Consider the following 12704-nt stretch of genomic DNA (forward strand, 5'->3'; position numbering starts at 1 on the left):
CAGATTTCTGCCAGTCCAGGCGGGCTTTTCAGCGAATTCACCCCGTCTTTGGTCCCGAAAAACCTCACCTTTAACCAATTTTCGAGCAAATAACGCTCCCGAAAAGCCTCACCTCTGAAGTGGACGGCAGCCTGTGATTGACGCCCCGAAAAAGCTCACCTCAACGGGATCCGGGCAGGAAAACCCGGATTTCGCTCCCGAAAAGCCTCACCTTTCGGGCTTCACAGGTGCCACAGGGTGCTTTTGCTGTGCAAAATAGCGGTCGTTTCCCGGAAATCCTCACAGCAAATCCCTGTGGAGTCCCGTGAAACCTCACCTTTCACGAAAACTGCCCAAAAGATGGGCAGAATGGGGGCGCGAAGAAGGTCCCGCAAATTCTCACCTATGTCTGCACAGGCAGAAAACTGTGCGTGCAGGCACGGCGCGGGTTCCGTGGCTGTGTGGCCCCGAAAAACCTCACCTTTGGGAAATCTCGTGTTTCACTGTGATCCCGAATCCGCTCACGACCTTTCCTGCATCGGCTCACGCAGCTCCCTGAACCCCATCACTTCAGCTCCCGCAGAAGATCACCTTGGTTCCCGTAAAACTTCACCTTGTCGGCCGGAAAGCCTTGCCACATAAGGCTGTGCCGTGGCGTTAACGTTTTTAACTAAGGGTTCAAGGGTGTTTACTTCTAATACTCTCAAGACATCGGTCGTCGAGTTTTCCACAGACACCCCAACCCCTGAACACCGACAGGCTACGATGACGCCCGTCATGTGAAACAAATGCACATTTTCGGGGCCTCCTCAAAAATGCTTTCGGCACAAGGACTTGGCTCGCTTTCTTCGCTTTGTTTCACGAAATCGAGACGCTGGTTCATCCAGATCGGCTCACAGCTCCGATTTCTGTGCACAGCGACGCAAATTCACCACGGTCGACGAAAAAAGTATCAAAAGATACGTATTTCGTTATGATCGCAACATATCAATGTCTGTGAGTCCTGCCATGACGCTGGATGAAATGCGTGAAGTCATCCGAGAAGAACTGGAATCGCTGCGCGCAAGCGGCGCACGTCGCCAGGAGTTGTCGCTGCATGCCTGCAAGCGCCTGTTCTTCGATCTCGGCATCCGGCCGTCGGCCGCCAACGTCCGCGATCTGACCCAGACCGGCAGTGCCAGCGACATTCCGAAGGACATCGATCATTTCTGGGAACGGATCCGTTCCGCATCGAAAATCCGGCTCGACGGTGCGGCGATTCCAAAAGCGGTCGAGGAAAAGGCCGGCGCATTGCTCGGCGCGCTGTATGAAGAGGCGTTGAAAGCGGCCAGGGAAAGTCTCGACATCGACCGCGAACAGGTTCGCGCCGGCGTGACCGATGCAGAACAGCGGCTGCGCGACGCCACGGTTCGCCAGGAAACCCTCGAAGGCGCGCTGACGCGCAGTGAAACCCGCAACGAGCAGTTGCAGGCGCGCGTGACCGAACTCGAGGTGCTGCTGGCCTCTCAATCGACGCACGGTTCGGCAAACGAGGCGACGCTGCTCACCACAGTCGCCCGGCTTGAAAAGGAACTGGCCGCCATGGCCGGCCGCGTCGACGCCGAACAGACGCAGAACGCCGGGCTGCGCGATCGCATCGATACGCTGCAAGCCGAATTGCAGCAGCGCACCGAACACTATGCGCAGCAGATCAAGGATGCGGTGGCCGAAGCCGAGCGTCGCGTCAAACCGATGCTGGTCGAGCTGGACTCGCTGCGCAGCATGGCGTCGACCTACCAGAGCGGTCTGCGCGATGTGCAGCGCAAGGAATTCGATTTCCTTCAGCAACTGAGTTCGGCCAAGTCCCGCGCGGACCGGCTCGAGGAACAGCTGCGTACCCAGAGCGACGAGTTGGATCGTGCGACGCGCGACGTGAATACGCTGCGCGCGAGCCGCGGGATGAATCCGGAGATTTCCGCGCTGATCCGGCGCCTGGCCGATGCGGGTCAGCTGGATGCGGACGCGTTTTCCGCGATCGGAACGTCGCTCGATCACGACATTCCTGTGCCGACCCAGTGTCCGCATTGCGACGGCGAACCGGAGCTGTCGCATGGCGATGCCGGGTTCGAAGTATCGTGCCCCGAATGTGAGCATGCGTCGGGGCCCTGGCCTTCGCGATTCGAAGCGGTCGCACGCTTTGCACGCGATTGACACGTCGGCCGGCACAGCGATCGCACAGGTGAGGCGATTCGGGACGCGTGAGGTGAGGTTTTTCGGGGGCTGTGAAACGGTGAGGCTATACCGCACAAGGCTGCTCACGGATCATGTCGCGTGAGCAGCCGGTTCGGCATCAGTGAGTTTCGTCCTGGTCGGACGCGTCACCATTCGCGAGATCGTCGCGCCAGTTTTTCCACGCGCGGTGCAGGCGGTTCGACGAGATTGGCCGCATGAAGCCGAGCCATTTGCCGACCCGCTCGGGCGGCACGTCGTGTTCGAACAGTTCGGCTGCATAGGTGTTGCGCAGCGTTTGCGGGCTCGCGCGCGCGGTGCGTGACGACGTGAGCCCCGCGGATTCGACGATCGCATCGATCGCGCGCAGCATCGTCGCCTTGTGCATCGGCCGCCCGGCGTGCGAGGCGGGAAACACGAGCTCGCCGGGAATCTCCTGGCGCTTGCGCTCCACGAGCCATGCTTCGAGCAACGCGATCGCAAACGACGCCAGATGGGTTTCGCGCGCGAAATCGGGATGCGTCGACGGGATCTGCAGCGACGTGCCGCTCGTGTTGATGCAACTAATCGTGAGCGCGCGTGCTTCGCCGGTTTTCACGCCGGCGCCGAGAAACGCGGCGACGAGTGCGCGGTCGCGCCGCTCTTTCCAGTATGCGGAGCCGGAGACGCCAATTGGCGAAAACAGGTAGGCCAGCAACTTCGCGCGTTCGGCTGGCGTCAGGAAACCGGTCGGTTCGTTGTCGCGTGCCTGGCGCCAGTTCGCTTCGCCATCCTGAGCAATGAAGCGGGCCGGGTTGGTGGACGCGAGTTCGGTGCGACGGATGTGATCGAGCACGCGTTCGATCAGCCGCAAATAGCGCATTCGTTGCGTTTTTCGGATCGGAAGCTCGCCGACGAAATTCGCGATCGTCGGGGTATCGACCGTGGCCAGGTTTTTCTGGTGAGCACGCATCCAGGCGAGAAACGCACCCCATTGTGCGCGGTAGACGTCGGCCGACGAACGGCGGTAGTCCTGCATGGCAAGCCATGCGTCGAACGCGGCTTCGGGCGAGACGATCCAGTCGGACGCGCCGCGGTCGAACAGATCCTTTTCTTCCGGGCGTGCAGGGGTGTCGGAGGGGGTAGGAAGGGACATGTTATTTATTCCGTTAGTTGCGTATATGGTAGCCCTTTCCGCAACGTCGCGGACAGCAGGATGCGGGAGCCGCCCGCCGTGTCGGACGGCCCGGGCGTGGCGTCAGTCGCCCCACGCCTTCGACGGGCGATGAACGCGCTCGTGAGGGGCCGCTTCCTGCGACCTGGCCGCGGCTTCATACGCGAGGACCGCGAACGAGAAGACGGCGGGCAGCGCATTCGATCGGCCGAAGTCGATCGGATCGTCCGTTTCGGGAAAGGTCATGTCCGACGGCCGTTCGAACAGTTGACGCATGCCGGCCTCGTGCCGGCTGGCAAAGCCGAGATCGGCGAGCGCTTCGGCTTCGATGGCGTGCAGCAGGCGCCACGACAGCGGGACGCGCTGACGGATGTAGCGCCCGGCTATATGGCGAACGATCAGCTCGAGGTCGTGCGCGGCAGCCTTGAAGCTGAGCGCGGCCAAATCTTGTTCTTCTGTCATCGCAGGCTCCTGTCGACCGGAGCGGGCGCCTCGGTGCGCCGACCCCGGCCCATGCATGGCGGAATGTCCGTATACTGTACAAACATACAGTATTTTCCGCAACTGGCCTTTAGGCCAGCTATTCGCATCGTCAGCGATGAATCACGATCAGTAGTGCGCGCGCTTCGGCCTTGCCGGGGTTGCGGATCGCGTGCGGCGTGTCGGCCGGGTAGCGCGCGGTGTCGCCCGCCTTCAGGCGCCGGGTTGCCGCCGCAGCTTCGATTTCCATCGCGCCTTGCAGCACGGTGAGGTGCTCGCGCGTGCCGGGTTCGTGCGCGTTCGACACGAGCGCGCCGCCGCCCGGCAGCGTCAGTTCGTACCACTCGAACTTGCCGGCCAGGTCGATCGGGCCCCATACGCGCAATTGATAGCGGCCGTCGTGGCCGGCGAGCGTCGGGATGTCGTGCGGGCCGTCCACGCGGATCGTCTCCGGCGCTTTCGGCTGCGAGAACAGCTCGTCGAGCGTGATGCCGAGCGCATTCGTGAGCCGCCATGCGACCGCGATCGTCGGGTTGGCCTTGTCGCGCTCGATCTCGGAGAGCATCGACTTCGACACGCCGGCCGCGCGCGACAGGTCGTCGAGCGTCAGCTTGCGCTCGTTGCGCAGGCGCTGGATTTGCTCGCCGACGCGCGGCGGCGTCACGCCCGACGGCTGCGGTGCGGCGCCGGCAGGCGTGCGCCGCGCTGAGGAACTTGCCATTTGGTTTCCGTTCGCTTAGAGTTGTTCGGTATTTCGAATTCTAGTTCGGAATATCGGATAAATGCGGTCAACCGAACGACCGACTATAACAGTAGCAGGCCGTTGCGCTGCCGCCACGAGCGGCGCGCGACGGAATGCGAATCCCTGTCAGGAGCTTTGCGATGCGTGATGCCTTTCTCGCCCAGGTGCGCGGGACGCTCGACCAGATCCGCGCGGACGGTTTTTACAAGACCGAGCGCGAGATCGCGAGTCCCCAGGCGGCGGCCGTGCGGCTCGCCGGCGGTGCCGGCGTGCTGAATTTCTGCGCGAACAACTATCTCGGTCTGGCGAACGATCCGCGCCTGATCGCGGCGGCGCAGGCCGGTCTCGACCAGGACGGCTTCGGCATGGCGTCGGTGCGCTTCATCTGCGGCACGCAAACCGTGCACAAGCAGCTCGAAAGCGCGCTGGCGTCGTTTCTCGGCACCGAGGACAGCATCCTCTATTCGAGCTGCTTCGATGCGAACGGCGGCCTGTTCGAGACGCTGCTCGACGAGAACGACGCGGTGATCAGCGACGAGCTGAACCACGCGAGCATCATCGACGGCATCCGCCTCTGCAAGGCGAAGCGTTTCCGCTACAAGAACAACGACCTGTCCGACCTCGAGGCGAAGCTGAAGGAGGCCGACGCAGCGGGCGCGCGCCACAAGCTGATCGCGACCGACGGGGTGTTCTCGATGGACGGCATCATCGCCGACCTGAAGGGCATCTGCGATCTGGCCGATCGTTACGGTGCGCTCGTGATGGTCGACGATTCGCACGCGGTCGGCTTCATCGGCGCGCATGGCCGCGGCACGCCCGAGCACTGCGGCGTCGACGGTCGCGTCGACATCATTACCGGCACGCTCGGCAAGGCACTGGGCGGCGCATCGGGCGGCTATGTCGCGGCCCGCCGCGAGATCGTCGAACTGCTGCGCCAGCGTTCGCGTCCGTACCTGTTCTCGAACACGCTGACACCGAGCATCGCCGCGGCGTCGCTGAAGGTGCTGGAACTGCTCGGCAGCGACGAAGGGGCCAAGCTGCGCGAGCGCGTGCGCGAGAACGGCGTGCGTTTCCGCGAGCAGATGACCGCCGCGGGCTTCACGCTCGTGCCGGGCGCGCACCCGATCATCCCGGTGATGCTCGGCGACGCGCAACTCGCGACCAACATGGCCGACAAGTTGCTGGCCGAAGGCGTCTACGTGATCGGTTTCTCGTTCCCGGTCGTGCCGCGCGGTCGCGCGCGCATCCGTACGCAGATGAGCGCCGCGCATACACCCGAACAGATCGATCAGACGGTCGCCGCGTTCGTGCGCGTCGGCAAGTCGCTCGGCATCGTCTGACGGAGGCGCGACCATGAAAGCACTGGCAAAGCTGGAACGCGGCCCGGGCCTCACGCTCACGCGCGTGAAGCGCCCCGAAGTCGGACACAACGACGTGCTGATCAAGATTCGCCGCACGGCGATCTGCGGCACCGACATCCATATCTGGAAGTGGGACGACTGGGCGCAGAAGACGATTCCCGTGCCGATGCACGTCGGTCACGAATACGTCGGCGAGATCGTCGAGATGGGGCAGGAAGTGCGCGGCTTCGCGATCGGCGATCGCGTGTCCGGCGAAGGCCACATCACGTGCGGCTTCTGTCGCAACTGTCGCGCGGGGCGCCGGCATCTGTGCCGCAACACCGTCGGCGTCGGCGTGAACCGCGAGGGTGCGTTCGCCGAGTATCTGGCGATTCCCGCGTTCAACGCGTTCAAGATTCCGCCCGAGATCTCCGATGATCTCGCATCGATCTTCGATCCGTTCGGCAACGCGACCCACACGGCGCTGTCGTTCAACCTCGTCGGCGAGGACGTGCTGATCACCGGCGCGGGCCCGATCGGCATCATGGCCGTCGCGATCGCGAAGCATGTCGGCGCGCGCAACGTCGTGATTACCGACATCAACGACTACCGGCTCGAGCTCGCGCGCAAGATGGGCGCGACGCGCGCGGTCAACGTCGCGCGCGAGTCGCTGCGCGACGTGATGGCCGACCTGCGCATGACGGAAGGCTTCGACGTTGGCCTCGAGATGTCGGGGGTGCCGAGCGCGTTCACGAGCATGCTCGAGGCGATGAATCACGGCGGCAAGGTCGCGCTGCTCGGCATTCCGCCCGCGCAGACGGCGATCGACTGGAACCAGGTGATCTTCAAGGGGCTCGAGATCAAGGGCATCTACGGTCGCGAGATGTTCGAGACCTGGTACAAGATGGTCGCGATGCTGCAGAGCGGCCTCGATCTGTCGCCGATCATCACGCACCGCTTTGCCGCCGACGACTACGAGAAAGGCTTCGCCGCGATGCTGTCCGGCGAAAGCGGCAAGGTGATTCTCGACTGGACGGTCTGAGTGCCGGCGGGGCGGATCGGCGCGTTTGCCGACTGCCCCGCGCGTGTCCGCATGAGCGTTTGTCGAGGCTTGGCGGCTTCGACAAACGCGTAAGGTGAGAATATTCGGGAGCTGTGTTGGCGTACCGAATGGCGGCTCGATCATGCTTCATGTGGCGCGTAGGCGAGGAATTCAACGGCCGCACGTCGTTTCTCGTTAGCGATACGAGCACGACCGCGCTTCGATTCCGCAGCACACATCGGTGACATGCAATTGCGCATGCACCTCACCCATCAGCGCCGCGCCCATGTCCGCTCGGTCGCATCGTCTGGCGCGTGTCTTTCTTCTTGCCCTTCCGTATTTGCTTGTCGCGCTCGAATGGCGGGCCCTTGCCGCATCACCTGCTTGCCACGGTCTTGCCTGCTTCCGCGACAACACATCCCCACACTACGCAGTCACACCGCAGCCTCGATGCGTGAGCCGATCAATCACTTGCGAACTCACCCGTCAGCCTGCCGGTCGGCATCGATCGGTGCGCTGCCTGCTATTTGATCCGCTCACCGTTCAACCATCGCGGTTCGAGTTGCAGACTCAACACCACGAGCCATCGTTTCGGGCAATGCGGTGCGATTTCAATCAGATCGCCATGCGCACCGGACACCGTCACGAGCCCTTGTTGCGCTGCATGCCGATACGCGCGTGATGCGTCCGCCTGAAGCCAGAAGCTGACGAGCGCGCAGGTGACGAAGCGGAACAGCAGCAACGTTGCAGCGTCCGGCTCGAAGCCCAGTAAAACGAGCAGACCGTCGAACACGAGCGTCAGTATTTGCGTGACCGCGACCGTGATGACCGTCAGCTTCACCAGCCCGCGCATGCGCAGTGCTGCCCGCGTGCGGGCCTGCCGCAGGGCGAGCCGCGCGCGATCGTCGTCGGCATCGTGTCTCATGACGCCGCCCCTGCATGCCGCGCGACGTGGATCGACGTCATGTCGGATTCAGGCATCGGTTCGCCCGGTACCCCAACGGCTTTGCACAGGATCGCGCTGTCGTAGCTGTGTCCTGGAAACCGCATCACGTCGATCAACTGAAACCCCTCGCGACGATAGAAGTCGACGAGCCGGACAGCCGCATGCGGTGCATCGAGCGCGAGGTGCGTCGCGCCACGCGCGGCAGCCCGCCGTTGCGCGAACGCGAGCAGTGCGCGGCCGATGCCGCGGTCCTGCCAGACCGGATCGACGGCCAACTGGCCGAGCGTCGCGACGCGTCGGCTGCGGTACGGATCGCAACGCGAATCGGGATCGTGCGGCTGCATCGTGATCGTCGCGACCAGATGCGCGTTGCCGAGCGCGACGAAGCACTCGTTGGTGAGCATGCGTTCGCGCGTCGCCGACGCCGGCTGGTCGACCCCCGGGCAGTTGAAGCCCGCGGCGCCGAGATGCGCGTAGGCACGATGCAGCAACGCGGTCAGCGATTCATACGAATCGCTGCGCGGATCGAAACGCCGTACGACGATGCGGCCATCGAGCCGCTTCGCATAAGCCGCATAGGCACGCGCGGAGCGTGCGGATTCCGGTCGCTGCATGATGTCCTTTCGGCCAGACAGGGTGACCGAAGTGTAGTGAGCAGCGTGCGCCGGCTTCAAGAAAAAATGTCGCAAACGCCGCCTGCAATGTGCCGCCCGCCAGCGGAACCGTGCGGCGTTCGGCCCTTCCGGCGACAGGGCCTTTTCACGCGCGTGTTGACGAGGGAGAACGATCGTTCTACCTTAAACCCATGAACACACATGATGACCTCTCCGGCGAACCGGCTGTTCGCGACCGGCTGCTCGACGCGGCCGAAGCGCTGATCTACTCGGGCGGCATCCACGCCACCGGTGTCGACGCGATCGTGAAGCGATCGGGTGCCGCGCGAAAGAGCTTTTATTCGCATTTCGAATCGAAGGAAGCGCTGGTCGTCGCGGCGCTCGAGCGCCGCGACGAACGCTGGATGCGCTGGTTCGTCGACGCAACGCTGGCGCGCGGCAAGTCGCCGCGTGCCCAGTTGCTCGGCATGTTCGATGTGCTGCGTGACTGGTTCGCGCAAGCCGATTTTCACGGCTGCGCGTTCTTGAACGCGTCCGGTGAAATTGCCGACGCCGACGATCCGGTGCGCGTCGTCGCGCGTCTGCACAAGGCGCGCTTGCTGGCGTTCGTGCGCGAGCGGTTCGACGCGTATGCCGACGAAGCCGGGATCGAGCGCCGCGGGCTGGCCCGCGTCGCGCGTCAATGGCTGGTGCTGATCGACGGCGCGATCGGCGTGGCGCTCGTCAGCGGCGATGCCGTCGCCGCGCGCGATGCGCGCGCAACCGCCGAACTCTTGCTCGATACGGTGTCTCGAGCGTCGAAGTAACGTGTCCCAACCGGCTGCGTTCGCGCGCGGCCCACACCTTCAACAGGAGCATCCCATGTCCGCTTCCCCCGAAATTCGTCCGCCCGTTCCGCCCTTCACGCTCGACACGGCGCGCCAGAAAGTGCGCGCCGCGGAGGATGCGTGGAACACGCGCGACCCGCAGCGCGTGTCGCTCGCCTATACGCCGCAGAGCCGGTGGCGCAATCGCGCGGAGTTCGTGACGGGCCGCGACGAGATCGTCGGCCTGCTGCAGCGGAAATGGACGCGCGAGCTCGACTACCGGCTGATCAAGGAGCTGTGGGCGTTCGGCGGCAATCGCATCGCGGTGCGATTCGCGTACGAATGGCATGACGACGCCGGCAACTGGTTCCGCTCATACGGGAACGAAAACTGGGAGTTCGATGAAAACGGCTTGATGGCGCATCGCCACGCGAGCATCAACGATATGCCGATTCGCGAAGCCGATCGCCTGTATCACTGGCCGCTCGGCCGCCGTCCGGACGATCATCCCGGCCTGTCCGATCTCGGGCTGTGACGCAGCACGAGGACGACGCGTGGACGCGCTCGATCGTGCGTCGAGCGCGTCGCCTGTGCTCAACGGTGAGGAAATACGGGAGCCGCGTGTTGAGGTGAGTGTTTTCGGGAGAAGGGGCATTCCGTGCGGGACGGTGTGATTCTTCGCACCCTGCATCTCACCGATCAATCTTCGCAGGAAACCGCGCGATTGCGCTGACGGAAGCGCCGCACGCATCGCCGTGCATGCGCTTTCGTTGCCCGCATGCGAATCGAATGCGGCATCGGCAGTGGTGAGAATCGATCGGTGTGTATCGACGCGCAATGCAACTCACCGCTCGACTTCAACGTGATGCCGGTTACGGCGATGGATCGACACGTTACCGTGCGTGTCACCGAATCGCGTTGCTCACCGTTCGACAGCGGGATCGACATCGATACCGACCCGCACGCATCCAGGTGTGTGCATCGGAATCGACAAGGGTGCGCGCCAGCCAGTCGTGTTGCTCACCGCTGAACACGACATTCATCGACCACCCGGCAACCGCGCACCGTTCACATCGTTCCGTCAGCCGGCGATCCGCGCCGCGATCGCCTCGCCCACTTCCTGCGTCCCCGCTTGGCCGCCGAGATCGCGCGTGCGCGGCCCGGTGCGCAACACGTCCTCGATCGCCGAGACGATCGTGTCGTGCGCTTCCCGTTCGCGGCCCGCACCGTTGCCGAGGAAGTCGAGCATCATCGCCGCCGACCAGATCATCGCGATCGGATTCGCGATGTACTGGCCCGCGATATCCGGCGCGGAGCCGTGCACCGGTTCGAACAACGACGGAAACGTACGATCCGGGTTGAGGTTCGCCGACGGCGCGATGCCGATCGTGCCCGTGCAGGCCGGCCCGAGGTCGGACAGGATGTCGCCGAACAGGTTCGACGCGACGACGACGTCGAAGCGGTCGGGTTGCAGCACGAAGCGCGCGCACAGGATGTCGATATGCTGCTTGTCGACGGCGATCTCGGGATAGCGTTCGCCCATTTCGGCCGCGCGCGCATCCCACCACGGCATGCTGATCGCGATGCCGTTGCTCTTGGTCGCGACGGTCAGGCGCTTCGCGCGGCGCTGCGCGAGCTCGAACGCGAACTTCAGCACGCGTTCGGTGCCGTGACGCGTGAAGATCGACTGCTGCATGACCACTTCGCGCTCGGTGCCTTCGAACATCGTGCCGCCGACCGACGAATATTCGCCCTCGGTGTTTTCGCGCACGATCATGAAGTCGATGTCGCCTGCGTTGCGGCCGGCGAGCGGCGACGGCACGCCGTCGAACAGGCGCGCGGGCCGCAGGTTGATGTACTGGTCGAACTCGCGGCGGAATTTCAGCAGCGAACCCCACAGCGAAATGTGGTCGGGCACCGTCGCGGGCCAGCCGACCGCACCGAACAGGATCGCGTCCATGCCTGACAGCTGCGCCTTCCAGTCGTCCGGCATCATCTTGCCGTGCTGCGCGTAGTAGTCGCAGCTCGCCCAGTCGATCTGCTCGAACTGGAAACGGATGCCGAAGCGCGCCGTCACGGCGTCGAGCGCGCGCAGGCCCTCGGGCATCACTTCACGGCCGATGCCGTCACCGGGGATGACGGCAATCTTGTACGTCTTGTCGCTCATGCAAGCCTCCTTGGCTGGTCGGGCCGCCGGCAGCGTGCGCAGCGGAACACGACGCCATTTTATTTATTTCCATTCAGATTAAAATCGTGCGAAAGGTTAATCGACTTTCCACGAATCGTGAACAAATCGCCGAATCTTGACGACCTGCGCGTCTTCAGCCTGGTCGTCCGCCTGACGAGCTTCAGCGCGGCCGCCGAGCAGCTCGCGGTGTCGCCCGCGTATGTGAGCAAGCGCATCGCGCTGCTCGAGGCGCAGCTCGGCACGCGGCTGCTGCATCGCTCGACGCGCCGCGTGACGGTCACGGAGGCCGGCGAACGCGTGTTCGCGCGCGCCGAGAAGATTCTCGACGACGTCGATCATCTCGTCGAGGACGTATCGACCACGCGCACGGTGCCGCGCGGCACGCTGCGCATTTCGAGCAGCTTCGGCTTCGGCCGCCATGTCGTCGCGCCGGCGCTGCTCGACTTCTCCGCGCGCTATCCGCAGCTGAACGTGCGGCTCGATCTGTTCGACCGGCTCGTCGACGTCGCGGGCGAAGGCTACGACCTCGACGTGCGCATCGGCGACGAGATCGCCGATCACCTGATCGCGCGGCGCCTGGCCGCGAACTATCGCGTGCTGTGCGCGTCGCCCGACTATCTCGCACGGCGCGGCACGCCGCGCACGCTCGCGGATCTCGCGTCGCACGACTGTCTCGCGATCAAGGAGCGCGACCATCCGTTCGGTGTGTGGCGGTTGAACCTGCGCGGAGAGACGGCAACGGTGAAGGTCGGCGGCGCGCTGTCGACGAACCACGGCGAGGTGGCCGTGCAATGGGCGCTGGCCGGGCGCGGGATCGTGCTGCGCTCGATCTGGGAGGCGGGGCCGCTGATCGAGCGCGGCGCGCTTCGTCGCGTGCTGCCGGACGTGATCCAGCCGGCGAACATCTGGGCGGTGTATCCGGAACGCGTCGCGGCGTCGGCGAAGGTGCGCGTGTGCGTCGATTTTCTGGCGGAGGCGCTTGCCGGTTTGAACGCCGCGGCGAGTGACGATGCGGGCTGAAATCGGCCAAAGGTGAGTTTTTACGGGAGCACGTGCGGAGCGTCGGCAGACGCCCGTTTTACGGCTCTCGACCGCGTCGCGAGCCGGCAGCGTGCACCGACGCAGCGGCGACCGCGCTCCACCGGGCCGGCCGACAATGCTGCCCGCTCACCGCTCACCGCTCACCGCTCACCGCTCACCGCTCAC

General features: G+C 64.4%; 12 protein-coding genes. 6 read left to right on the plus strand and 6 right to left on the minus strand.

Going from position 1 to position 12704, the window contains the following annotated elements:
* Positions 1-987: 987 nt before the first annotated feature.
* Complete coding sequence (locus U5771_RS04880) at positions 988-2169, plus strand: DNA-binding protein (protein WP_322022922.1); 1182 nt, start codon at positions 988-990, stop codon at positions 2167-2169.
* A gap of 139 nt (positions 2170-2308) precedes the next feature.
* Here the strand turns inward: U5771_RS04880 and U5771_RS04885 are convergent, their stop codons facing one another.
* The 3 genes from U5771_RS04885 to U5771_RS04895 all read right to left on the minus strand — a co-directional run bounded on the left by U5771_RS04885 (position 2309) and on the right by U5771_RS04895 (position 4541).
* The gene (locus tag U5771_RS04885; RefSeq protein WP_322022923.1) at positions 2309-3322 is read right to left on the minus strand and encodes a tyrosine-type recombinase/integrase; all 1014 of its coding nucleotides are present in this window, start codon (positions 3320-3322) and stop codon (positions 2309-2311) included.
* 102 nt (positions 3323-3424) lie between these two features.
* Positions 3425-3802, minus strand: coding sequence for a DUF2471 family protein (locus U5771_RS04890; RefSeq protein ID WP_322022924.1), 378 nt, complete (start codon positions 3800-3802; stop codon positions 3425-3427).
* A 130-nt stretch (positions 3803-3932) separates the two neighbouring features.
* Entirely contained in the window at positions 3933-4541 is a 609-nt protein-coding gene (locus tag U5771_RS04895; RefSeq protein WP_322022925.1) for an XRE family transcriptional regulator, read from the minus strand.
* 161 nt (positions 4542-4702) lie between these two features.
* On the opposite strand from U5771_RS04895, the gene U5771_RS04900 reads away from it, so the two are divergent.
* Together U5771_RS04900 and tdh are read left to right on the plus strand one after the other, a co-directional pair.
* On the plus strand, positions 4703-5902 hold the full coding sequence (locus U5771_RS04900; RefSeq protein WP_322022926.1) for a glycine C-acetyltransferase: 1200 nt from the start codon (positions 4703-4705) through the stop codon (positions 5900-5902).
* 13 nt (positions 5903-5915) lie between these two features.
* Positions 5916-6944 carry an L-threonine 3-dehydrogenase gene (tdh, locus tag U5771_RS04905; protein WP_014900698.1) on the plus strand — a complete coding sequence of 343 codons (1029 nt, stop codon included), beginning with the start codon at positions 5916-5918 and terminating at the stop codon, positions 6942-6944.
* Positions 6945-7467: 523 nt separating this feature from the next.
* On the opposite strand, the gene U5771_RS04910 is transcribed toward tdh, so the two are convergent.
* A complete protein-coding gene (locus tag U5771_RS04910) occupies positions 7468-7797 on the minus strand; it encodes a hypothetical protein (RefSeq protein ID WP_322022927.1) in 330 nt (109 codons plus the stop codon).
* Between the two features lie 68 nt (positions 7798-7865).
* On the minus strand, positions 7866-8504 hold the full coding sequence (locus U5771_RS04915; protein WP_322022928.1) for a GNAT family N-acetyltransferase: 639 nt from the start codon (positions 8502-8504) through the stop codon (positions 7866-7868).
* A gap of 191 nt (positions 8505-8695) precedes the next feature.
* On the opposite strand from U5771_RS04915, the gene U5771_RS04920 reads away from it, so the two are divergent.
* Positions 8696-9310 (plus strand): TetR/AcrR family transcriptional regulator, encoded by a 615-nt coding sequence (locus U5771_RS04920; protein WP_322022929.1) that lies wholly within the window; start codon positions 8696-8698, stop codon positions 9308-9310.
* 55 nt (positions 9311-9365) lie between these two features.
* Positions 9366-9845, plus strand: coding sequence for a nuclear transport factor 2 family protein (locus U5771_RS04925; protein ID WP_322022930.1), 480 nt, complete (start codon positions 9366-9368; stop codon positions 9843-9845).
* A 546-nt stretch (positions 9846-10391) separates the two neighbouring features.
* Here U5771_RS04925 and U5771_RS04930 read toward each other — a convergent pair.
* Positions 10392-11477, minus strand: coding sequence for a tartrate dehydrogenase (locus tag U5771_RS04930; protein ID WP_322022931.1), 1086 nt, complete (start codon positions 11475-11477; stop codon positions 10392-10394).
* Positions 11478-11594: 117 nt separating this feature from the next.
* Between U5771_RS04930 and U5771_RS04935 the strand changes: the two genes are divergently transcribed.
* The gene (locus tag U5771_RS04935) at positions 11595-12518 is read left to right on the plus strand and encodes a LysR substrate-binding domain-containing protein (protein ID WP_124666271.1); all 924 of its coding nucleotides are present in this window, start codon (positions 11595-11597) and stop codon (positions 12516-12518) included.
* Positions 12519-12704 lie beyond the last annotated feature (186 nt).

Source organism: Burkholderia sp. BCC1977 (genome assembly GCF_905339595.1).
Taxonomy (GTDB): Bacteria; Pseudomonadota; Gammaproteobacteria; order Burkholderiales; family Burkholderiaceae; genus Burkholderia.

Excerpts from the sequence above, each read along its gene's own strand:
- U5771_RS04895 (WP_322022925.1), bottom strand. The coding sequence starts at position 4,541 with ATGGCAAGTTCCTCAGCGCGGCGCACGCCTGCCGGCGCCGCACCGCAG.
- U5771_RS04880 (WP_322022922.1), top strand. The coding sequence starts at position 988 with ATGACGCTGGATGAAATGCGTGAAGTCATCCGAGAAGAACTGGAATCG.
- tdh (WP_014900698.1), top strand. The coding sequence starts at position 5,916 with ATGAAAGCACTGGCAAAGCTGGAACGCGGCCCGGGCCTCACGCTCACG.
- U5771_RS04900 (WP_322022926.1), top strand. The coding sequence starts at position 4,703 with ATGCGTGATGCCTTTCTCGCCCAGGTGCGCGGGACGCTCGACCAGATC.
- U5771_RS04890 (WP_322022924.1), bottom strand. The coding sequence starts at position 3,802 with ATGACAGAAGAACAAGATTTGGCCGCGCTCAGCTTCAAGGCTGCCGCG.
- U5771_RS04920 (WP_322022929.1), top strand. The coding sequence starts at position 8,696 with ATGAACACACATGATGACCTCTCCGGCGAACCGGCTGTTCGCGACCGG.
- U5771_RS04915 (WP_322022928.1), bottom strand. The coding sequence starts at position 8,504 with ATGCAGCGACCGGAATCCGCACGCTCCGCGCGTGCCTATGCGGCTTAT.
- U5771_RS04885 (WP_322022923.1), bottom strand. The coding sequence starts at position 3,322 with ATGTCCCTTCCTACCCCCTCCGACACCCCTGCACGCCCGGAAGAAAAG.
- U5771_RS04930 (WP_322022931.1), bottom strand. The coding sequence starts at position 11,477 with ATGAGCGACAAGACGTACAAGATTGCCGTCATCCCCGGTGACGGCATC.
- U5771_RS04925 (WP_322022930.1), top strand. The coding sequence starts at position 9,366 with ATGTCCGCTTCCCCCGAAATTCGTCCGCCCGTTCCGCCCTTCACGCTC.
- U5771_RS04910 (WP_322022927.1), bottom strand. The coding sequence starts at position 7,797 with ATGCGCGGGCTGGTGAAGCTGACGGTCATCACGGTCGCGGTCACGCAA.